Raw genomic sequence first — 24,191 nt, 5'->3', positions numbered from 1 at the left:
GACAGTGGCCACCCCGCCGAAGGAGGCCGCCCCGCCGAAGGAGGCCGCCCCGCCCAGGGAGGCCGCCCTGCCCGTCTCAAAGCCCGAACCGGTCCCGCCGCCGGCCCCCGAACCGGCCGCCGCGCCCGCCGAACTCAACGCGGCCGCCGTGCGAACGATCTGGCCGACGGTGCGCGACAAGGTGCGTCAGCGCAGCCGCACCACCGAGGTGATGCTGGCGGGCGCCACCGTCCGCGCGATCGAGGAAAACACGCTGGTGTTGACGCATTCCTCGGCGCCGCTGGCCAAGCGGCTGTGCGAACAGCGCAACGCCGACGTCATCGCCGAAGCGCTCAAAGATGCGCTGGGCGTCAACTGGCGGGTGCGCTGTGAGGTGGGCGCGGCCGCTGAACCGGTCGAGTCGGCCCCGCCGGCCCCGAGGGTCGAAGAGCCCGCGCCCGACGTGGCTCAGCGCGACGAAGAGGAACACATGCTCGCCGAAGCCGGCCGCACGGAGTCGTCGGCGCCGCGGCGCGACCCCGAGGAGGTCGCGCTCGAGCTGCTACAGAACGAGCTGGGCGCGCGCCGGATCGATAACGGCTGAGCTCTAGGGCGTCCACCAGGGTCGCAGCGGCAGGTGGTCGTCGCCCCAGGCGTCGACGTTGGCCGCCAGCACGTGGTGCAGCTGCAGGTTGTTCTGCTCGAAGGCCACCCGCGAGGCGGCCATGTAGAGGCCCCACACCTTGGCGGTGGCCAAGCCGACCTCGTCGACCGCTTCGTCCCAGTGCTCGACCAGGTTGCGGCACCAGTCCCGCAGCGTCATCGCGTAGTGATGCCGGAAGTTCTCCTCGTGCAGCACCTCGAAACCGACGTCCTGGACCTCGGTGATGATGCGTCCCGAGCCGGTCAGCTCGCCGTCCGGGAAGACGTACCGGTCGGTGAAGCCGCCCGCAAAGGAGGTTGACTTGTTGTCGTGGCGGGTGATGCAGTGGTTGAGCAGTAGGCCGCCGGTGCGCAGCTTCGACTTCAGGAACCCGAAGTAGGCCGGGTAGTTCTTGACGCCGATGTGCTCGGTCAACCCGATCGAGGACACGGCGTCGAACCCGCCCTCGCGGATGTCGCGGTAATCGGAATGCCTGACCTCAGCAAGGTCCTTCAGCCCTTCGTCTTCGATCGCCCGTTGCGCCCACTTCGCCTGCTCACCCGACAGCGTGGCTCCGATCACCCGCACGCCGCGTCGCGCGGCAAAGCGCACCATGCCGCCCCAGCCGCAGCCGACGTCGAGCAACCGGTCGCCGGGCTGCAGCCTCAGCTTTTCGAAGACCAGCCGGTACTTGTTCTCCTGGGCCTCTTCCAGCGTCGCGTCGGCGCCGGGATAGACCGCGCAGGTGTACGTCATCGACGGGCCGAGCACCCATTCGTAGAAGTTGTTGGAGACGTCGTAGTGGTGGTGGATGGCCTCGGCATCGCGCGTCTTGGTGTGCATCAGCCCGTCGGCGATCCGCCGCCACCGCGGCGGCGTCTCCTGCGGTGGCGGGGCGACCGGCACCAGCCGCTCGAGCCCCATCGACCGCACCACGTTGGCGAGCACCCGCGCCGGCGGCCGCTTGAATTGAACGCGGTCGGTCAGCGTCTTGAGCAGCTGGTAGGGATCACCGGGGTGGACGCCGTACAGGTCCAGGTCGCCCGCCACGTACGCGCGGGCGAGGCCAAGTTCGCCGGGCGCAGTGGCCAGGTAGGTCGCGCCCCGCGGGGTCCGAAGATCCAGGCCCAGTTCGGCGTCTCGGCTTCCGGCGGTGCTGCCGTCGTAGGCAGTGAACTTCAGCGGATGGCGCCCGGTTGCCGCGAAGATTTCCAGGATCTCCGCCATGCTCAGTTTTCCGGTCGTGGCGCGGTGGGGTTCTTTGGTCATCGTCATCGCCGTTGCACCGCCTTTGCGTAGAGGTCGAGTAACCGGGAATCGGGATCGTAGGTTTTCTTGACCGTGCTGTAGGCCTCGCCGCCGTACAACTCGTCGAATTCTTCGCGGGCGTAGTACGAGTCGGAATACAGCGACTTGTGCCCGTCGAGCTCGCTCACCTTCGCTTCGATCGCCCGGTTGGTTCCACCTTCCGTGGCACCCGCCGGCACCGAGGACCAGAAGCCGACATTGACGTAGGTGTGGTCCGGCCGCATCGGATACAGCGGCCAGCCCTCGTGATCGCGCAGCCGCAGCGGACACAGCCAGATCGGGGTGATGGGCACGTTGCCCAAGAACCATTCCAAGAACTCGCAGGTCCGTTCGACCGGCACCTCGACATCCTGGACCACCCGCTCACGCGGCGGACGGCCATTGCGCTTCTCGATCCGGTCTACGACACCGAAGCGCTGGTCCATGGCGATCAGCTTCGAGTAGACGCTGCTGCGCCGGTAGCGGCGCGGCCACCACCGCCGCAGCCGGGGATTCTGCAAACCGAACGCGCGCGAGCACCAGAACCAGTCGGTGTCCCAGCGCCAGAAGTAGTCGTGCATCGTCAGCCGGTCGTCCCTGGTCGCTTCTTGCGTGGTTTCCGAGCCCGGGGAGTCGTGCCGGATCGACTGGTAGTAGATGTCCTTGCCGGTGTAGTCGCTGACCGGGCCCGGGGTGGTGGTTCGCCGGCCCACGCACAGGTAGCTTTCGTCAGCGCTGAACACCACCCCGTCGAGATAGTCGACGGGCGTGCCGCCCTGGCCGCCGGTGTCGATGATGCGTTCCATCGCCGCGATCAGCGCGGGCAATGAGCGGAACCGGACGTGTCGCAACGCCACGAACGGCGCGATGGGCTCCAGCTCGATCCGAAGTCGGGTTGAATAACCAAGCGTGCCATAGGAATTGGGGAAGGCGCGGAACAGGTCGGGGTGCTGGGTGCGGGATGCGGTGAGCAATTCGCCAGCGCCGGTGAGGATGTCCATCTCCAGCACCGATTCGTGCGGCAGGCCATTGCGAAACGACGCCGACTCGATACCCAAGCCGCTGACCGCACCGCCGAGCGTGATGGTCTTCAATTGCGGGACTACCAGTGGCGAAAGGCCGTAAGGCAGAGTTGCGGCCACCAGGTCCTCGTAGGTGCACATGCCGGCCACGTCGGCGGTGCGGGATTCGGGATCGACGCTCAGCACGCCGGTCAGCCCCGATGTGTCCAGGCCGGGGGCGTCGCGTTTAGTGCGGGCGCGGAACAGGTTTGACGTCGACTTGGCGAGCCGGACGGCGGACGTCGCGGGGATGGATCGATAACTCGCCATCAACCGGTCAACGCCCGACTTGTGCGCCGAGAGTGCAGATCCAGGGACAGGCACCACATATACCCTAGTCTTCGACCACAGCCCGTGCACCCGCGCGCGGGCGGCGTACCTTCAGGAGTTTGTCTTGGGACAGGTGAGTGCTGCCAGCACAATTTTGGTCAATGCGGAGCCGGCCGCCACCCTTGCGGCCGTCGCGGACTATCAGACGGTGCGCCCGAAGATTCTGTCCCCCCAGTACAGCGACTACCAGGTGTTACAGGGCGGCCAGGGGGCGGGCACCGTCGCCAAGTGGAAGTTGCAGGCCACCAAGACCCGCGTCCGCGATGTGCAGGTCAACGTCGACGTCGCCGGTCACTCCGTCATCGAGAAGGACGCGAACTCCTCGATGATCATCAACTGGACGGTGGCCCCCGCCGGACCCGGCTCCAGCGTCACGGTGAAGACCACCTGGACCGGTGCGGGCGGCGTCAAGGGCTTCTTCGAGAAGACTTTTGCGCCGTTGGGGCTGAAGAGGATTCAGGGCGAGGTCTTGGCCAACCTGAAGCGGGAGCTGGAAAGCTAGGCCGCGCTGGAACCGCGGCTGGCGACCGCCACCGTCGGGCCCAGCCGTTGGTCGGGGAATTCGACGGTAATCGCCGGGTCGGCGAAATGGGCGAGCGCGCTCAGCGCCGACGGGCTGTAGGCGCGTAGCTGGCTGATGAAACCATCGTGTGCCAGCGGGCTCAGACCCGTGAAGGGCCACGTCGCCGCCAACACCACCGAGTGGATCGGTGCCGGCGGCCTGCGGAGGTCGATGATCACCAACTTTTTCGCGGCCCGGGTCCCTTCGGCGAATACTCGGGCCGCCAGGGCGGGCGGCAGATGATGTAACGACATCGCAAATACCGCGAGGTCGTAATGCCCGTCCGGGGCGTCGACGGCGGTGGCATCCATCTCCCGCACCGTGGCCCGTGGGTGACTGCCGAGGTCGCCGGCGGCGACGGCGGCCACAAACGTGGGGTCGATGTCGGTGACCGTCACGTGTGCCGTGGGGTGCATCTCCAGCAGCTTGCTCGACAGCCCGCCGAGGCCGGCCCCGAGCTCGAGGATCTTCGGAGAGGGGACATCGGACACCTCAGCAAGCACGATCTTGGCCAACTTCTCGTGGGCACCCAAGAACCGGCGCCGTCCGGCGCGGTCGAGTGCGCGGACGACCTTTTGCTTGAGATCGTCGACGTCCTCGCGGTCAAGGTATTCCAGTCGGCCGGTCTGCAACCGACGGTCCAACCAGGAGGCGTCCGGCCCGCCCCGGGGCATGCTCTCAATGTCGTGGGCGCTGCTGTCCACGTAGACCATCATGGACCATGGCCGCACCGATCGACCGCGTTTGCGCCCAACCCGTTCGCCGCAGAAGTGCCAACCGGGTCGCCGTGCGGCGTTAGAACCGCGTAGCTGCCACACGACGACGGCAACGGAAACGCGCTACCATGAACCACCCGTTTTCCCGAAGGAAGAAAATGCGCCGAATCGCCTTTTCGATCCCCTTGGCGTTCCGGAGGGTCGTCCAGGCGTTTGGCCTGATGCGACAGAAAGACGCCGCGGCTTACTACACGATGATCGGTGACGACCTCATCGACTTTATGAATGAAGGGTACGCCGATAGCTCCAAGCCGCTGTGGCTCAACCTCGGTTACTGGAAAGTCGCTCGCACCTATCCCGACGCTTGTGTCGCGATGGTCGAACTCCTGGGAACGCGGGCCGGGCTGGAGCCAAGCGATAGAGTCCTCGACGTCGGCGTCGGTTTCGCGGAACAGGATTTTGTTCTTCTGGATCGTTTCAAGGTGTCTCACATCACGGGCATCGACATCACACCGGTCCACGTCGACAAGGGCCGAGAACGCGTCGCCAGGCGCGGGCTGGAGAAACAAATCGACATTCGACTCGGTTCCGCGACCGCAATGGAGTTTCCCGACGTATCGTTCGAAAAAGTCTTGGCCCTGGAATGCGCATTCCACTTCGACACGCGAGATCAATTCATGCGCGAAGCATTTCGTGTCCTCAAACCAGGAGGAACCATTGCGCTCGCCGACATGCTCCCGAATCCAGGCAAGAAATCTGGCCTGACGGCCGTCTTTGGCCGAAAGTACGGTCACATTCCCAAAGCCAATTGCTATGACCGGGAGGAATACCCCCGGCGCCTGGCTGCCGCGGGATTTGCCGATGTCATCGTGGAATCGATCCGGGAAGACGTGTACCCGGGGATGGCCAAGTACATGTGGCAGCGCGTTCAGGAAAAGAAAAAGATGGATGAAGTGGTCGTGGAAGTCACGGATGACGATCGCGCCCAGTGCCGCGGAGTATCGCTGTGGGAACGATCGACCGGCTTCGCGGACTATGTGATCGTGTCGGCGCGGAAGCCTTCGGACACGAACGGAGTCCCTCAAACGGGCTAGAGCATTCCGAGCAGTTGCAGGTCGGTGGCGTATTTGATGATGATCGGCGCCGAGACGTGCGGAATGTCTTGGTCGGGGCCGATTTTCGCTTCTTGCACCGCGGCACGGAATCGGTCGGTCGGCGCGTAGCACCCGCGGGTCGGCTCGGGGGGCTGCAACTGCTTGGCAGTGTGCAACAGGAACTGCAACACCTCCAGGACCGAGTACCGGCGCTGTCGCTCCGGCAGAGCACGCAGGGCGGCCTCGAACCGCTGCAACCACTCCCCAAAGTCATCGATGCGCTGGATCGGGTAACCGGCCTCGATCAGCCAGTCGACGTACTCATCGAGCCCGATGCCGTCGTCGTGCGGGTTCATCACGTGGTAGGTCTCAAACCCGTCGACCACCCGGGCACCCAGCGTGGCGATCGCCTCGGCGACAAAACCCACCGGCAGCCCGTCGAAGTGCGCGCGCTGCCGATTGCCCTCGGCGTCGAGCTGGAAGAACGAGCCGGGCGCAACGCCGGTGGCTAGCAGGCTCAGCGCCGTCCTCGTGAACACGTCCGGCACGTTGAGCTGGCCCGCGTAGGTGGTGTCGGCCAGGATCACGTCGCTACGAAATACCGAGACCGGCATACCGCACAGGTCGTTGGCCTCGCGCAGCAGCACCTCGCCGGCCCACTTGCTGTTGGGGTATCCGTTGCCGTAGCTGTTGTCGATTGCGCGGGTGGGGCTGATGACCCGGATGTCGGCATCCTCGGTGAACGCCGACCGCTCGATCTGGTGACCCACGGCGCTCGTCGACACGTAGATGTAGGGCTTGATCTTGGTGGTGAGCGCGATCCGGATCAGCTCGGCGGTGCCCATGACGTTGGGCCCGAACAACTCGCGGTAGGGCAGGACGGTGTTGACCAGGGCTGCGGGATCGACGATCAGATCGACGGTGTCGGCCAGCCGCTGCCAGGTCTGCTGGTCGAGGCCCAGGTTGGCTTCGCCCTTGTCGCCGGCGACGACCTCGAGATGATCGGCGGCCAGTTCCTCGAAGTGCCGCAACAGCTCCGGGTCGCCGCTGTCGAAGGTCTTGTGGAGACGGCGTCGCGCGTCCCCGTCGGAGTGCGCGCGCACCAGGCAGATAAGCGTGCCGTCGACGAGGTTCATCCGTTCGAGCCATTGCAGGGCCAGGTAACGCCCGAGGAAACCGGTCGCCCCGGTCAGCAGGACCGTCCGCGCCTCGGAGCCGGCCCTGGGAAGCGTCGGGGCGACCGACAGCGTCGGGGCGTCGATGAACTTGTCCAGCGTCAGATCGCCGGCGTGCACCTCGGTGGTGTCGCCGCCGTGCACAGACGCAAAGAGCACATCGCCGGCCGGGCTCTCATGTCGGTCCAATTGCTCGCTGAGGCTTCTGACGGACGGGGCGTCGAACACTGTGCGCACCGCAAGATGGGAATCAAGGGCTTTGTTGATCGAGTCGATCAGGCGCATCGCCGACAGCGAATCCCCGCCCAGGTCGAAGAACGACTCGTCGACCCCAACCCGCTCGAGGCCCAGGACCTGGGCGTAGACGCCGGCCACGATCTTCTCGGTCGGGGTCTGCGGTGCCTGGAAGGGTGTGGCGGCAAACACCGGCGCCGGCAGCGCCTTTCGGTCGATCTTGCCCGAGGAGGTCAACGGGAACTGCTCAAGCACGACTATCTGGGACGGCACCATGTATTCAGGCAACCGCGCGCTCAAACGCTGGCGTACCGCGCTGACCTTGGCGTTGGTGCGGGGTTCATTGGCGTGCGGGGTGCTTCGGCGGGCCCACGTGTCGGGCATGTAGAGGTCGGTCAGCGGTGGGGTGTGCTCGCGGTGCGGTTCAGGGCCGATGAACACGGCGTCGAGGGTGCCGGGTTTGGTGCCCCAGGTCACCGCGACGTGATATCCGGCGGCTTCGCCGGCGCGGTGCAATTGTTCTGCAGTGGCGGTATCGGGGGTCGCAGTGGCTTGGACGAGTGCGCCGGCCAGCGGTAACCCTGCCGCGAGTGCCTGTTCGACGTGGACGTCGGTGATCACTCCGGTGTGGGGAATCTCGGCGATGCGGACCGTGGCGGGACGGTGCGTCATCAACTGGCTGCGCAACCCGTCCAGTCCTGCGCACTGGGCCCACGTCCAGGTGGGCACTTTCGCGAGTGAGCGTACCCACGTCGGGGTTTTATGGACGACAACGTCGTAGCGGTACCGGTTCAGTTCGTTGTCGGCAAATCCGCGTTTGACTTGGATGTCGAGCCCGGCCACTGACGGGTGGTCGGCGGCCCACTTGGTGAAAAACTCTGGGGCTAAGAGCAATTCGGATTCGCTAAGCATGGCCCGGTGAACCCGTTGGCGGATCTCGGCGGTGTCCGTGGTGTCGGTGCGGGCCAGCGCGACCGCGGTTTGGAAGGCGCCTTGCAGAGTGTGGTTGCGGACGTCGCCGATGAACAGTGCCCCGCCGGGGGCCAGCAGTTCCACGGCGTAGTCGATGAGGTCGGCCAGGTATTGCTGATTGGGGAAGTACTGGATGACCGAGTTGAGAATGATGGTGTCGAAGTAGCCAGGCGGCAGTCCCTCGACCACATGGGCGGGTCGGGTCAGCAGCTGGACCCGGTCACACCACGGGGTCTGCAACCGCTCCAGCGAGCGGGCCAGGTTGTCGATGGCCGCCGCCGACATGTCGGTGGCAACGTAATGCTCACACTGCGGGGCGATCTGCGACAGCACCAACCCCGAGCCCGCGCCGATCTCCAACACTCTTCGCGGCTGCAGGGCGATGATCCGATCCACCGTTGCCGAGCGCCACTCCACCATCTCCTCGAGGGGGATCGGATCACCGGTGTAGCTGCTGTTCCAGCTCCGAAAGTCCATGCCGAACGCCGGCTCCGCGACTGGGGCGCCGTACAGCTCGTTCCAGACGTGTTGCCATTCTTCGACGCTTTCGGCGTCGCGGTCGGCGCTGGCGGTGTGCTCGAGGGTGACGTAGGCGACGAGTTGGGCGCCGGTCTTGGTGTGGTGCACGGTTGCGGCTGCCTGGGTGACCTGCGGGCACGACAGCAGGGTGTTTTCGATTTCGCCCAGTTCGATGCGCTGTCCGCGCAATTTGATCTGGGTGTCGGCGCGGCCCAGGTAGTCCAGTGTTCCATCCGGGGCCCAGCGCACCAGGTCACCGGTGCGGTACATCCGCGCGCCGGCAGCCCCATAGGGATTTGCGACGAACCGTTCGGCGGTCAGGTCCATCCGGCCCACATAGCCGTGAGCCAGCACGGGCCCGCTCACATACAACTCGCCGACCACTCCCCTGGGCACCGGGTTCAGCCGGGCATCGAGAACCAGTGCGCACGCTCCGGGCAGCGGGGCGCCGATGCCCACCGGCTGCCCCGCCAACAGCGGCGCAGTGCAGGTGACCCAGATGGTGGTCTCGGTGGGGCCGTAGGTGTTGAACATCTGCCGGCCCGACGCCCAGGTGGCCGCCAACTCTGCCGGGAGGGCCTCCCCGATGGTGATCAGCGTGTCCACCCCGTTCAGCCGGGAGGGATCCAGCGACGACAGCACCGTCGGGGTGAATACCGCCGCATTGACCTGCTGGCGCTGCAGCAACGTGGTCAACGCCTCCCCGGCGTACGCTTCCTTGCCCGCAACCACCAGCGCCGCCCACGACCTCACCGCCGACAACAACTCGCCGACCGACACATCGAAGGTCGGCGACGCCACCATCAACAGCCGCGAATCCGCACCCAACCCGACCCCCTCGCCCAGCGCCGCCGCGCGCAGACCGGCGTGGCTGACCGCGACCCCTTTGGGTGAACCGGTGGAGCCCGACGTGAACATCACATAGGCGGTGTTGTCCACCCCCAACGGCGCCAGCCGGTCGGCATCGGTTATTGCATTCGCGGAGCGCCCGCACAGGTCCAGACCGTCGATGCGCAGCACCGGGCGCGACCCGGCCCCGGCCACGGTGTCGGCACCACACGTCAACACCAACCCCGCATTGACCGTGTCCAGCATCGTGGCGATCCGTTCGACCGGATAGGCCGGATCCACCGGCACATAGGCCCCGCCGGCCTTGACCACCGCCCACCAGGCCACCACCAACTCCAGACACCGATCCATTGCGACGCCCACGGCATGCTCAGGACCCACCCCCGCCTCGATCAATACCCGCGCCAACCGCGTCGACCACTCATCAAGCTCGCGGTACGACACCTCCCGGGTGCCGTCCACCACCGCCACCGCGTCGGGGCGGGCCGCCACCGCCGCAGCCAACAACTGCGGCGCCACCGCCACGGGCACTTCCACGCCAGTGCCAGACCACTGCGACAGCACTAAGTCCCGCTCACCGCGATCGAGCAGCGGGACGTCTCCCACCACCACCGACGCGTTCGCCACCACCGCCTCGATCAGCCGTCCAAACCAGGTGACCAACCGCTCGACGGTGGCCCGGTCAAAGAGATCGGTGGCGTAAGTCACCACCCCGGAGGCCATCGGCGCGGCCGAATCGTCGGTCGGCACTTCGCTGAACTCGAATTCCAGGTCGAACTTTGCGGTGCCGGTCGCAGCCGTCAGCGGCTCGACGCTGAGCTCGTCGAACGACAACACCTCGGGGCGCACATTGTTCTGGAAGGCCATGAACACCTGAAACAGCGGATGGTGTGCCGTGGAGCGCACTGGGTTGAGCTGCTCGACCAGCCGCTCGAACGGAACATCCTGATTGCTGTAGGCATCAAGCGCCTTATCGCGCACCTGCCCGAGCACATCGCTGAACCGGTGCGCAGAAGTGATCCCCACCCGCAACACCCAGGTGTTGACGAAGAACCCGACCAGATCGTCGAGCGCCTGATCCAACCGTCCGGCGATCGGCGTGCCCATCACCACGTCCTCGCCGACGCCGACTCGGTGCAACAACACCGCCACCACCGCCTGCAGCACCATCGATGCGGTCGTATTATGCTCTGCTGCAACGCGTTTAACGCCCGCCCACATTTGCGGGTCGACGGGCACGTCGATCGCATCACCGCGGAAACTGGGCTCCGGCGAGCGGGGCCGATCCGTCGGCAGCGACACCACTACCGGCAGATCGGCTAATTCCTGCCGCCAGTACCGCAACTGGCCCGCGATAATGCTGTCCGGATCAGACTCCGCGCCCAACAAATCCAATTGCCAAAGCGTGTAATCCGCATACTGCACCGGTAACGGCACCCACCGCGGCGCCTCCCCCCGCGCTCGTGCCCGGTACGCCTCGGCGATGTCCCTGACCATGGGAGCGAACGACCAGCCATCAAAAGCAATGTGGTGCAACACAATTGCCACCACATGCTGCTCTTCCCCGACCGAATAGATCTGCGCACGGATCGGGATCTCTGCCGACAAATCGAACCGGTACCCAGCCAGCGCAATTACCCTGCCGGCGACATCCTGCTCCGGCAAAGACATCACCGCTGGGTCCCCGCCCTGCCACATGCCCGGCTTGGCCGGCATCACCTGCTGGAACGGCACACCGTCGATGTCGGGAAATACGGTGCGCAGCGATTCGTGGCGGGCGACGACATCGTCGAGCGCCGATTCCAGCGCTGCAACATCCAGGAGCCCGCTCATCCGAAAAGCGATCGGCATGTTGTAGGTCGCAACCCCACCCTCGAACCGGTTGAGGAACCACAACCGGCTTTGGGCGAACGACAGCGGGACCACTGCCGGCCGTGGACCGGCCACCAACGGCTTACGCCGACCCGCATCTCCGCGCGAGTCGTCGGCCCCGACCCGTTCCGCACCCAGCAGGCCGAGCAGGTGCAAGTCGGTGGCGTACTTGATGATGATCGGCGCCGACACGTGCGGGATGTCCGGGATGTCCTTGTCGGGGCCGATTTTCGCTTCTTGCACCGCGGCGCGGAATCGGTCGGTCGGGGCGTAGGACCCGCGGCTGGGCTCGGGGGGCTGCGGCTGAATAGCGTTGCGCAACAGCAACATCTGCAGCACCGAGTGCCGGCGCTGTCGCTCCGGCAGGGCGCGCAGGCCGGTCTCGAACCGCTGTAACCACTCCCCGAAATCGCCGATGCGCTCGATGGGGTAGCCGGCCTCGATGAGCCAGTCGACGTACTCATCGGGCCCGATGCCGTCGTCGTGCGGGTTCATCACGTGGTAGGTCTCAAAAGCGTCGAGCACCTGGGCGCCCAGCGTGGCGATCGCCTCGGCGACGAAACCGACGGGCAGCCCGTCGAAGTGTGCGCGTTGCCGGTTTCCGTCGGCGTCGAGCTGGAAGAACGAGGAGGGCGCGACACCGGTGGCCAGGACGCTCAGCACCATGCGGGTGACGGTGTCCGGCACGTTGAGCTGGCCCGCGTAGGTGGTGTCGGCCAGGATCATGCCGGAGCGGAACACCGCGACCGGCAGCCCGCACAGGTCATGGGCCTCGCGCAACAGCACCTCGCCGGCCCACTTGCTGTTGCCGTAGCCGTTGGCCAGGCTTCCGTCGATGGTGCGGGTGGGGCTGACGACCCGGATGTCGGCGTCCTCGGTGAACAGCGATCGCTCGACCTGGCGCCCGACGTCTGAAGTCGACACGTAGGAGTAGGGCTTGATCTTGGTGGTGAGCGCGAACCGGATCAGCTCGGCGGTGCCCATGACGTTGGGCCCGAACAACTCGCGGTAGGACAGGACGGCGTTGACCAGGGCGGCGGCATCGACGATCAGATCGACGGTGTCGGCCAGCCGCTGCCAGGTCTGCTGGTCGAGGCCCAGGTTGGCTTCGCCCTTGTCGCCGGCGACGACCTCGAGATGATCGGCGGCCAGTTCCTCGAAGTGCCGCAACAGCTCCGGGTCGCCGCTGTCGAAGGTCTTGTGGAGACGGCGTCGCGCGTCCTCGTCGGAGTGCGCGCGCACCAGGCAGATCAGCGTGCCGTCGACGCGCGCCATGCGTTCGAGCCATTGCAGGGCCAGGTAACGCCCGAGGAAACCGGTCGCCCCGGTCAGCAGGACCGTCCGCGCCTCGGAGCCGGCCCTGGGAAGCGTCGGGGCGACCGACAGCGTCGGGGCGTCGATGAACTTGTCCAGCGTCAGATCGGCGGCGTGCACCTCGGTGGTGTCGCCGCCGTGCACCGACGCAAAGCACAAGTCGGTTGCCGGGCTCGCGGTGGGAGCCACTTCCAGCAGCCTGCCATCCCTACCCAACAGCTGACTCAGACTTCTGACGGACGGCGCGTCGAATATCGTGCGCACCGCGAGGTTGGTATCCAGGGTTTTGTTGACCGCGGCGACCAGGCGCATCGCCGACAGCGAATCCCCGCCCAGGTCGAAGAACGACTCGTCGACCCCGACCCGCTCAAGGCCCAGGATTTGGGCGTAGACGCCGGCCAGGACCTCCTCGACCACGTCGGCGGGGGCGCGGTAAAGACCCGCATGGTATTCGGGTGCCGGGAGTGCGCGCCTGTCGAGCTTGCCGTTGACCGTCAGGGGCAGCGCCTGCAGCACCATCACCGCGGCAGGCACCATGTACGCCGGTAGCCGCTCGGCAAGCTGCGAACGCATCGCTGCTGGGTCCACTGCCCCGGCGACCGACTCGGTGACGTAGCCCACCAAGCGCAAGGCGGCGGGGCGGTCTTCGCGGGCGATCACCACCGCCTGCTCCACCCCGTCCAGCCCGGACAGCGCCGTCTGGATCTCACCAAGTTCGATGCGATATCCGCGGATCTTGACCTGCTCGTCGGCGCGTCCGAGATACTGCAGCTGCCCATCGGCGCCCCACCGCACCAGATCCCCGGTGCGATACATGCGCGTTCCGGGCTCCCCGAACGGACAGGCCACGAACCGCGACGCGGTCAAACCGGCCCGTCGCAGATACCCGCACCCGACGCCGCGGCCGGCCACATACAACTCCCCGACCGCGCCGACCGGCACCGCGCGCAACCATCCGTCCAGCACGAACAGCGCCGCCCCCGGCACCGGTGCACCGATCGGCACCACCGCCGACCCCGCCATTAGCGGGGCGCTGATCGTGGCATACACCGTGGTCTCGGTCGGGCCGTAGCCGTTGATCATCACCCGCCCGGGCGCCCAGCGATCCACCACCTCGCCCGGGCAGGCCTCGGCGGCGATCATCAACGCCGCCGATCCCAGACCCTCGGGTGAGAGCGTCGCCACCGCCGACGGGGTTTGACTCAAGACGCTGACCTTCTCGGCGACGAGTAAGGCGTGGAAGTCATCCGGTGAGGCCGCCACTGACTCGGTCACCACGACCAGGCGCCCGCCGTGCAGCAACGCGCCCCAGATCTCCCAGACCGAGTAGTCGAAGGCATAGGAGTGGCACTGAGTCCACACCTGTCCCGGCGCCGGCGTCAGGCCGACGTCGAGTGAGTCGAACAGCCGGGTGACGTTGTGGTGGGTGACGGCGACGCCCTTGGGGACTCCCGTGGTGCCGGAGGTGTAGATGATGTGGGCGACGTCGTCGGGGTCCGGCGCCGGGAGGCCTGTGCTCGGGTAGGTCTCAACAGCGGGGTCGTTGGTAGCGATGACCGGCACGCCGTATCCGCGCAGCCGGTCGGCCAGCCCGGTGGCGGCAATCGCGGCGATCGGCGCGGCGTCAGCCATCATGAACTCGATCCGGGCCGGCGGGTGCGCCGGGTCGATCGGTAAGTATGCGGCCCCGGCCTTGAGCGTTGCCAGGATCGCGACAATCGCGTCGGCGCACCGGTTGAACAGCACCGCCACACACTGGCCGCGGCCAACACCATGTCCGATCAGCAGGTGCGCCAAGCGATTCGATGCCCGATCAACCTCGCGGTACGTCATTGAGCGGCCGTCGAAGGTCACCGCCACCGCCCCGGGTGTGCGCGCCACCTGTGCGGCGAATAACCCTGGAATCGACACCGGCGTCGCGGGCAGGGCCAATACCGCGCGATTGCCGAACTCATCGAGGCGGGCGTGTTCGTCGGCATCGAGCACATCCATCGACGCAAGCCGCGCCGTTGGATAGGCGGACATGGTCGCCAGGATCCGCTGCAAGCGCGCGGCCAGCGCTTCGATGCCGGCCGGGTCGAAGACGTCGGTGTCGAATTCGAGGCGAAGGCCCAACTGGTCGCCCGGCATCGCTTGCAGTGTCAGCGGGTAGTGGGTGGATTCACGGGTGGCGATGTCGGTGATGGCCAGCTCGCGGACGTCCAACGACGCGGCGGTGTCGATGGGGTAATTCTCGTAGACGAACAGGGTGTCGAAGAGTTGGTCGTGGCCGGTGGCGCGGTGGATCTCGGTGAGCGCCAGGTGTTGGTGTTCCAGTGTGTGGTTGTGGTCGTTGCGTAGTTGGTCGAGCAGCCCGGCGGTGGTGGTGGCCGGGGTGATCCTCGCGCGCACCGGCACCGTGTTGATCAACAGACCGACCATCGTTTCCGCGCCGGGCAGCTCGGTCGGCCGGCCGGAGACCGCGGTGCCGAAGGTGACGTCATGCTGACCTGTCAGCCCCATCAGCAGCTGCGCCCACGCGGCCTGCAACACGGTGTTGACGGTGGTGTGGCACGAGCGCGCCAACTCGACCAGCGCCCGGGTGGTCTGTTCGGGCACCCGAGACGAGGTCACGCCGCGCCGCCCGAGCCCTGACCGACTCGGCGGGGCCACCAGGGTGGGGGTGTCGAAGCCGGCCAGCACATCGCGCCAGGCGGCGTGGGCGGCCTCGAGGTCTCGATCGGCCAGCCAACCGACGAACCGGCGATACGGCGTGGCCGCGGGCAGCCGCTGTCCGTAGTAGCCGGCGAAGATTTCCCCCAGCAGGATCGGCAGCGACCAGCCATCGAGCACGATGTGGTGGTTGGTCAGCACGACCCGGTGCCGCCCGTTGGCGGTGCGGATCAACGCCACCCGAAAGGCCGGCGGCTCGGTGAGGTCACAGACCGCCGCGCGTTCGGCGGCGCACACCTGCTGGACCTGTTCCGCGGAGTCCAGTTCGAAGTACTGCCACGCCGCCGTGGGTTCGGCCGGGATGATCTGGACCGGCTGGTCGAATTCTTCGCAGAACCGGGCGGCCAGGTTGGGATGGCGGTTGATCACAGTGTGTACGGCATCGTGCAGGCGGTGCGGATCGAGCGGGCCGGTGACGGTGATGTCCAGCTGCATCGCATACAGGTCGTCGTTGCTGCCGGTGGTGCTGGCGTGAAAGTGCAGTCCCCGCTGCAGGGGGGTTAGCGGCAAGATATCGGCGATCCGGTACTGCTGTTGCAGCGCGTCGATCTGAGGTTGGCTGAGCCGGGCGGGGACGATATCGGAGGGGGTCAGCCCGCCGCCCCCGCGACGGACATGCGCGCAGATTCCGGCCAGGGCCTCGAACCACAGCCGGCTGAGTCGGCTGATCTGGTCGTGGTCCAGTGCTGACGAGGCCCACGTCCAGGTGGCGTGCAGGTGCGGGCCGGCATCGGTGTCGACGGTGCCGGCGTTGAGTTCCACGGTGTGTCCCAGTGGCATCGGCACGGCGGTCGCGGCGGCGACCGACAGGCCGTCCTGGCTGACCCGCCACAGCTCGTCAGGGAGGTCGGCGGCGGCCGCGCCCATCCGGCCCAGATAGTTGAATCCGATCGCCGGGTCCGAACCGGCCAGGTCGATGTCGGTGTTGAGGTAGCGCAGCAGCCCGTAGGTCAGGCCGTCGGGCAGGGCGCGGAGTTGTTCTTTGCCGTCTTTGATCACCGCACCCAGCGCCGCTTCGCCGGCCACGACCTGGGTCCAGCGCAGCCCACCGACCGCCAACGAAACCGGGTATTTGGTGGTGAACCAGCCCACGGTGCGCGACAAGTCCACGTCGGGGAACAGGTCGTCGTGGCGCCCATGGCCCTCAACGTCGATGCCGACGGGCGCGCCGCTGAGAGCGCCCAAGTATTCGGCCCAGGCCATCCCGAATGCGATCAGCAGGATGTCGGTGATCCCGGTGTGAAACGCCGCGGGCACCTCACCGAGCAGCAGGCGGGTCGTCTCGACATCCAGTGCTGCCGTCAGGTGTCCGGCGCTGGCGTAGGTATCAAGCTCGGGTTGTACCGGCGGTAACGCGGCCGGGGTCGCCAACACCTGTTGCCAGCTGTCGGCCTGGTCGACGACTGCGGGGGTGTGGGCGTGCTCATTGAGGAGTGCCGCCCAGCGGGCGAATGAGGTCCCGGCTGCGGGCAGCGCGATCGGTTGGCCGCTGTGATGCTGGGCCCACGCGATATTCAAGTCCTCCAACAGGATTCGCCAGGACACCGCGTCGATGGCCAGGTGGTGAATGATCAGCGCCAACTGGCCGGTGGCGGTCGCCCATAGCGCGCGCACCATCGCCCCGCCGGCCGGGTTCAACCGTGACCGGGCCTCTGACAGCGCCTCGTCCGAGAGCACGTCGACGGTGTCCAGGCAAGCACCGGAGTCGACCGAACCCGGATCGGGCACCTGGAGTGACCAGCCGCCGGCGTCATCAGTGTCGGCGCGTAGCCGCAGCATGGCGTGCCGGTCCAGCAGCGCCTGAAGAACGATCGCCACGTCGACCTCGGAGACCCCGGCCGGTGCTTGCACCACCATCGTCTGGTTGAACTGGTCGATCGGGCCGTCCACGGTGTGCAGCCAGCGCATGATCGGAGTTGCCGGCACCGGCCCGACACCCTCATCGACCGGGACGGCTTCACCGCCGGCCGCCACGGCCACTCTGGCCAGGCGGGCCACAGTCTGCTCGACGAAGATGTCGCGCGGCCGACATGTCAGGCCTGCCGCCCGGGCCTGGGCCACCACCTGCATCGACAAGATGCTGTCCCCGCCCAGATCGAAGAACGACTCGTCGACCCCGACCCGCTCCAGCCCCAGCACCTGGGCGTAGATGCCGGCCAGGACCCCCTCGACCGCGTTGGTCGGTGCGCGGTAGTGATCGCCATCGCGGTACTCCGGTGCCGGCAGGGCGCGAGTATCGAGCTTGTTGTTGACCGTCAACGGCAACGCGTCGACAACCACCACCGCGGCGGGAACCATATACGCGGGGAGCCGCTCAGCCAGCCGGGCGCGCGCCTCGGCCGGGCGTGCTGTTCCGGTGATGTAGCCGACCAGGCGTTTGTCGCCGGGACGGTCCTCGCGGGCGATCACCACCGCCTGGTCCACACCGTCCAGCCCGGCCAGCGCGGCCTGGATCTCACCGAGTTCGATGCGGTACCCGCGGATTTTGACCTGATCGTCGGCGCGTCCGAGGTAGCGCAGCTGTCCATCGGGACCCCACCGCACCAGATCGCCGGTGCGATACATCCGCGTCCCGGGTCCGCCGAAGGGACAGGGGACAAACCGTGACGCGGTCAACCCGGGCCGTCGCACATACCCGACCCCCACGCCGCGGCCGGCCACATACAACTCGCCGACCACCCCGGTCGGCAGGGGGCGCAGCCATTCGTCGAGGACGAACAAGGCCGCGGTCGCCACCGGCGCCCCGATCGGCGCCGCACCCGACCCCGCTGGTCCAGCCTCTAAAGGTGCGCTCATCGACGCGTACACCGTCGCCTCGGTCGGGCCGTAAGCGTTGATCACCACCCGTCCAGGTGCCCACCGATCCACCACCTCGGCGGGGACGGCCTCACCGCCGAGCAGCAACGCCACCGAATCCAACCCCTGCGGCGAGAGTGCGGCCACCGCGGACGGGGTCTGGGTGAGCACGTTGACCTGTTCGCCGACCAACAAGGCGTGGAAGTCCTCTGGCGAGGCCGTTACCTCCTCGGGTACGACCACCAGGCGCCCTCCGCCGAGCAGCGCAGCCCAGATCTCCCACACCGAGAAGTCGAAGGCATAGGAGTGGCATTGGGTCCACACCTGGGCACCGGGCAGGTCTGGGGGCGCTGACTGGGCCAAGTGGGTCAGGTTGCGGTGGCTGATGGCCACGCCTTTGGGGACGCCGGTAGTGCCCGAGGTGTAGATCAGGTAGGCGATGTCGTCCGGGGCGGGCGCCGGCAATGCGGTATTGGGTTGGCTGTCGACAGCGGGATCGTCGACATCGATGACCAGTAGGTCGTACCCGTCCAGTCGCGACCGCAGGCCCGCCGTCGTGACAGCGGCGATCGGCGCGGCATCGGTGATCATGAACTCGATGCGGGTATCGGGCAGCGCGGGGTCGATCGCCAGATAGGCCGCCCCGGACTTGAGCACCGCCAGCATCGTCACGACCGCCTGCGCCGACCGCTCCAACAACAGCGCCACACACGAGCCTGGCCGCACACCATCGGCGGCCAGCAGGTGCCCCAGCCGGTTCGCGGTCTCGTCGAGTTCGCGGTAGGTCAGTGAGCGGCCGCCGCAGCGGATCGCGACCGCCTGCGGCGAGCGGGCCACGTGGTCGGCGAACAACTCCGGAACCGACACGGACGCCGGCGCGGGCCTGGTCAACACCGCCCGGTTGCCGACCTCATCCAGCCGGGCATGCTCACCGGCATCCAGCACGTCCACCGACGACAACCGCTGATCCGGGTCGGCGGTCATCGCCCCCAAGATGCGTTCAAACCGCTCGATGAATGCGTCGACGGTTGCCGTGTCGAACACGTCGGTGCGGAATTCCACCGCCCCACCGATCCCGGCGGGCTCACCGGCCTCGGTGAAGCGTTCGGCCAGGGAAAACGACAGATCCATCCGGGCGGTGTGGGTGTCGACCAGCATCTGGGTGACCTGCACATCACCCAACGCCAATCCGGCGGCGGGGTCGTGGTTTTCGTGCCCAGGAAGGTTCTGCCAGGACAACATCACCTGGACCAGCGGGTGATGGGCCAAGGATCGGGTTGGGTTGAGGCGCTCGACCAGCACCTCGAAGGGCACGTCCTGACGATCGTAGGCGGCCAGGCTACGCCGGCGCACTTGGGCCAGCAGCTCGGCAAAGCTGGGATCCCCGGCCAGATCGACCCGCAACACCAGGGTGTTGACGAAAAACCCGACCAGCTCATCGAGCGCGGGATCACCACGCCCGGCGATCGGAAACCCCACCGCCACCTCGGAACTCGCGCTAAGCCGCGACAGCAGCACCGCCAAGGCGGTCTGAACCACCATGAAGCTGGTCGCATTGTGCTCACCAGCAAGCTCGCGCACTCGTTGCTGGAGCTCCACCGGCCAGTCCACGGCGGCTTTCGAGCCGCGCTGATCGGCCACCGGCGGATAAGGTCGATCGGTGGGCAAGTGCAGGCATTCGGGCATCCCGGCCAGGGCATCCTGCCAGTAGGCCAGCTGGCCGGCGATGGGGCTGTGTTCGTCGTCCAGATCACCAAACTGTTCGCGCTGCCACAACGTGTAATCGACGTACTGCACCGGTAACTCAGCCCAGCCCGGGGACCGCCCCGCGCTTCGGCTCGCATACGCCATGCCCAGATCACGCACCAGCGGGGTGATCGACCAGCCGTCGGCGGCGATATGGTGCACCACGCCCACCAACACGTGCTCGTCGTCGGCGACGCGGAAAAGCTTTGCCCGCAACGGGATCTGGGTTGCCAGGTCAAACGTGTGACCCGCCGCCTCCTCGATGGCCGCACTCAGCCGGCTCGGCGACCAAGCGGCGGCATCGACGAGTTCCCAACCGAAATCGGTCCGCTCGGCAGACACAACCTGCTGCTGGGGTATGCCCTCGGGCGCGGTAATCAGTGTGCGCAGGCTCTCATGGCGCGCCATCACGTCGACCAGCCCCGCACCCAGGGCGTCGACATCGAGGCGCCCGCACAACCGCAAGACCACCGCCATGTTGTAAACCGCCGAGGGTCCTTGCAATTGGTCGAGGAACCACAACCGATTCTGGGCAAACGACAACGGGACTACCGCGGGGCGCTCAACGGCGACTAACGGCTTGCGCCGACCACCCTCCCTGCTGATACGGGGCGTCAATTGGGCAATCGTGGGGAAGTCGAACAAGGCGTGCATTTCAAGGTCGGCGTCCAGGGCGGTGTTGAGCGCGGCGACCAGGCGCATCGCGGACACCGAATTCCCGCCCAGGTCGAAGAACGAGTCATCGATGCCGACCCGGTTGAGCCCGAGGACTTGGGCGTAGACGCCGGCCAGGATTTCTTCGACGGCGTTGGTCGGGGCGCGGTAGTGGTCGGCATCTTGGTATTCCGGCGCCGGCAGGGCGCGGGTGTCGAGTTTCCCGTTGACCGTCATGGGCAGCGTCTGCAACATCACGATCGCAGCGGGCACCATGTAGCCGGGCAGCCGCTCGGCCAGCGCGGCACGCGCGGTGGTCGGGTCGGCGGTGCCGGTGATGTAGCCGACCAGCCGTTTGTCGCCGGGGCGGTCTTCGCGCGCGATGACGGCGGCGCGGTCGACGCCGTCGAGTGCGGTCAGGGCCGCTTGGATTTCGCCGAGTTCGATGCGGTAACCACGGATCTTGACTTGTTGGTCGGCGCGCCCCAGGTAGTGCAGTTGCCCGTCGCGCCCCCAGCGCACCAGATCCCCGGTGCGATACATCCGCGTTCCTGCTCCGCCGAAGGGGCAGGGGACAAACCGTGAAGCGGTCAACCCGGCCCGGCGCACATACCCGACTCCGACGCCGTGACCGGCCACGTACAGTTCACCGACCGCTCCGGGCGGTACCGGGTGCAGCGACTCGTCGAGGACGAACAGCGCCGCCCCCGGCACGGGTGTCCCGATGGGCACCACTGCCGAGTCGGGGGTCAGTGGGGCGCTGATGGTGGCGTAGACGGTGGTTTCGGTGGGGCCGTAGCCGTTGATCATCACGCGCCCGGGCGCCCAGCGGTCGACCAGGTCGGCGGGGCAGGCCTCACCGGCGGCCATCAGCGCCACCGATTCCAATCCTTCGGGGGAGAGTGCGGCTGCCGCTGAGGGGGTTTGGCTCAACACGGTGACGTGCTCGGTGACGAGAAGGGTGTGGAGGTCGGACGGTGAGCCGGCTACCGCCTCGGGCACCACGACCAGCCGGCCGCCGAACAGCAGAGCGCCCCAGATCTCCCACACGGAGAAGTCGAACGCGTAGGAATGGCACTGGCTCCACACTTGCGCCGGGGTCAGTTCCAGCCCGACGTCGAGTGAGTCGAACAGCCGGGTGACGTTGTGATGGGTAACCGCAACCCCTTTGGGGATGCCGGTGGTGCCCGAGGTGTAGATGATGTGGGCGATGCCGTCGGGGACCGGGGCCGGTAGTGCGGTACCGGGTTGGGTGTCGATGCGTGGGTCGTCGATGTCGATGACGGTCAGGCCGTGTCCGTGCAGCCGGCCGGCCTGCGCGGCGGTGGTGACCGCGGCAATCGGTGCGGCGTCGGTAACCATGAATTCTATGCGGGTCGCCGGCACCGCCGGGTCGATCGGCAGGTACGCCGCTCCGGTTTTGAGCACCGCCAGGATCGCCACAATCGCCTCGGCGGACCGGGAGAACAGCAGTGCCACGCACGTGCCCGGGCCCGCACCATATCCAACAAGTAAGTGCGCCAACCGGTTCGACGCCTCGTCGAGCTCGCTGTAGGTGATTGAGCGGCCGTCGAAGGTCACCGCCATCGCCTCGGGGGTGCGCTCCACCTGGGCGGAAAACAGCACCGGAATCGACACCGGCGCAGCGGGCTTGGCCAATATCGCCCGGTTGCTCCACTCATCCAGGTGCGCGTGCTCGGACTCGTTGACAAGATCGATGGAGAACAACCGTCGTGTTGGGTTGGTAGTCACGATTGACTCTCCAGATCGGTGGTCATGGCCACCAGCGCCCGCTGGAAGCGCTCGATCAATGCTTCGATGCTGGCCGCATCGAATACGTAGCTGTCGTATTCGACGCGCAGGATCAATTCGCGGTCGGGTCTGGCCTGCATTGTCAGCGGGTAATGGGTGGATTCGGTGCCGGTGAAGTCGGTAATGGCCAATCCGTTGTTACTCAACAGTGCGGTGGCGTCGATCGGGTAGTTCTCAAACACAAACAGCGTGTCGAACAGTTGGTCGTGCCCGGTGATGCGGTGAATTTCGTTGAGCGCCAGATGTTGATGGTCGAGGGTGTGGTTGTGGGCACTCTGGAGTTGGCCGAGCAGGTCGGCGATTGTGGTGGCCGGTGTGATGGTGGCCCGCACCGGGACGGTGTTGATCATCAGTCCCACAATGGATTCCGCGTCGGCCACCTCGGCGGGCCGTCCCGAGACCGCTGCGCCGAAGACGACGTCACGCCGGCCGGTCATCGACATCAATACCTGCGCCCAGGCGCCCTGAAGCACGGTGTTGACGGTGGTGTGACAGGAGCGGGCCAGCTCGTTGACGGCCTTGGTGGTGTCCTCGGACACCCGAGAAGAGGCAACGCCTCGCGGTCCCAGCTTTGACCGGCCCGGCGGTCCGACCAGTGTGGGAATCTCGAATCCGGCCAGCACCTCACGCCAAGCCGCCTCGGCGGCGTGCAGGTCCCGCTCGGCGAGCCAGGTGACAAACCGACGATACGACCCGGCCGTCGGCAGCCGCTGGCCGTAGTAACTGGCAAAGATCTCTTGCAGCAGGATGGGCAGCGACCAGCCGTCGAGCACAATGTGGTGATTGGTCAAAACGACCCGATACCGTTCCGGCGCGGTGCGGATCAGAGCGACCCGAAAAGCCGGCGAGCCCCTGAGGTCGCATACCGCGGCGCGCTCGGCGGCGCATATTTGTCGGACCTGCTCATCGCCATCGGTATCGAATTCGAGGTATTGCCACGGCGTTTGGGGGTCGGCCGGGATGACTTGTACCGGCTGGTCGAATTGACTGCAGAATCGGGCGGCCAGGTTGGGGTGACGGGCGACGACGGCGTCCACGGCATCGTGCAGGCGATCGGGGTGTAGCGGGCCGACGACGGTGATGTCGAGTTGCATTGCGTACAGGTCGTTGTCGCTGTTCTGCCGGGCGGAGTGGAACAGCAATCCCTGCTGGAGAGGAGTGAGCGGCAGGATGTCGGCGATCCGGCAATGCCGCTGCAGTTCGTCGATCTGCCGTTGGGTGAGGTGGGCGGGGGACACGTCGGAGGGGGTCATACCGCCGCCGCCGCGTTGAACGTGGGCACAGATGCCGGCCAGCGCCTCGAACCACAGCTGGCTGAGCCGGGCGACCTGGGTGTGATCGAGCGCCGAAGGCGCCCAGGTCCAGTCGGCGTGCAGGTGAGGGCCGGTGGCCGCATCGACAGTGCCGGCGTTGAGTTCCAGGGTGTGTGCCAGCGGCATGGGCACCGCCGCAGCGGAGGTGGAGACCGCCAAACCATCTTGGCTGATCCGCCACAGATCGCCGGACGCCGCGGCCGGGCCCAGCCGCCCGAAGTAGTTGAATCCGATCGTCGGATCGGACCCGGGGAGTGCAACATCTGTGTTGAGGTAGCGCAGCAGACCGTAGGTCAGGCCGTCGGGCAGGGCACGCAGTTGTTCCTTGGCCCGCTTGACGATTGGGCCGACGGCAGTGTCACCGGCCACCAGCTGCGCCCAGCGCAGCCCATCGACCGCCAGCGACACCGGGTACTTGGTGGTGAACCAGCCCACAGTGCGGGACAGATCGACATCAGGGGCCAGGTCCTCGTGCCGGCCGTGGCCCTCGACGTCGATCCCGATCGACGCGCCACCCCTCGAGCCCGAAAACTCGGCCCACGCCAACCCGA

At 66.9% G+C, this 24,191-nt stretch carries 7 protein-coding genes and 1 pseudogene (1 of these 8 only partly in view); 3 read left to right on the top strand and 5 right to left on the bottom strand.

Annotation, left to right across the window (positions count from 1 at the left end):
- Positions 1-583: pseudogene (locus AWC17_RS01605) on the top strand (DNA polymerase III subunit gamma/tau); the annotation flags it as partial.
- A 3-nt stretch (positions 584-586) separates the two neighbouring features.
- Here AWC17_RS01605 and AWC17_RS01600 read toward each other — a convergent pair.
- A complete protein-coding gene (locus AWC17_RS01600) occupies positions 587-1,897 on the bottom strand; it encodes a class I SAM-dependent methyltransferase (protein WP_197083380.1) in 1,311 nt (436 codons plus the stop codon).
- Positions 1,894-3,297, bottom strand: coding sequence for an FAD-binding oxidoreductase (locus AWC17_RS01595; protein ID WP_046183149.1), 1,404 nt, complete (start codon positions 3,295-3,297; stop codon positions 1,894-1,896). Before AWC17_RS01595 ends, AWC17_RS01600 begins: the two co-directional genes overlap by 4 nt.
- Positions 3,298-3,364: 67 nt before the next feature.
- On the opposite strand from AWC17_RS01595, the gene AWC17_RS01590 reads away from it, so the two are divergent.
- A complete protein-coding gene (locus tag AWC17_RS01590; RefSeq protein ID WP_046183148.1) occupies positions 3,365-3,802 on the top strand; it encodes an SRPBCC family protein in 438 nt (145 codons plus the stop codon).
- Here the strand turns inward: AWC17_RS01590 and AWC17_RS01585 are convergent.
- Positions 3,799-4,575, bottom strand: a complete 777-nt coding sequence (locus tag AWC17_RS01585; RefSeq protein WP_046183152.1) for a methyltransferase domain-containing protein — start codon at positions 4,573-4,575, stop codon at positions 3,799-3,801. The genes AWC17_RS01590 and AWC17_RS01585 overlap by 4 nt on opposite strands.
- 131 nt (positions 4,576-4,706) lie before the next feature.
- Between AWC17_RS01585 and AWC17_RS01580 the strand changes: the two genes are divergently transcribed.
- Positions 4,707-5,672 carry a class I SAM-dependent methyltransferase gene (locus tag AWC17_RS01580; protein WP_082122935.1) on the top strand — a complete coding sequence of 322 codons (966 nt, stop codon included), beginning with the start codon at positions 4,707-4,709 and terminating at the stop codon, positions 5,670-5,672.
- Here AWC17_RS01580 and AWC17_RS01575 read toward each other — a convergent pair.
- Both AWC17_RS01575 and AWC17_RS01570 read right to left on the bottom strand, forming a co-directional pair.
- Entirely contained in the window at positions 5,669-22,267 is a 16,599-nt protein-coding gene (locus AWC17_RS01575; RefSeq protein WP_085164177.1) for a non-ribosomal peptide synthetase, read from the bottom strand. The genes AWC17_RS01580 and AWC17_RS01575 overlap by 4 nt on opposite strands.
- Positions 22,264-24,191, bottom strand: the 3' portion of a protein-coding gene (locus AWC17_RS01570; protein WP_085164175.1) for a non-ribosomal peptide synthetase. Its footprint extends 14,626 nt past the window's final position; the window shows 1,928 of its 16,554 coding nt (coding positions 14,627-16,554); its start codon lies off the right edge, out of view; the stop codon is at positions 22,264-22,266. Before AWC17_RS01570 ends, AWC17_RS01575 begins: the two co-directional genes overlap by 4 nt.

The sequence above is a fragment of the Mycobacterium nebraskense genome, assembly GCF_002102255.1.
Classification (GTDB): Bacteria; Actinomycetota; Actinomycetes; order Mycobacteriales; family Mycobacteriaceae; genus Mycobacterium; species Mycobacterium nebraskense.
The sequence above is the reverse complement of the archived record's forward strand: the minus strand, read 5'-3'. Positions and strand labels throughout refer to the sequence as shown.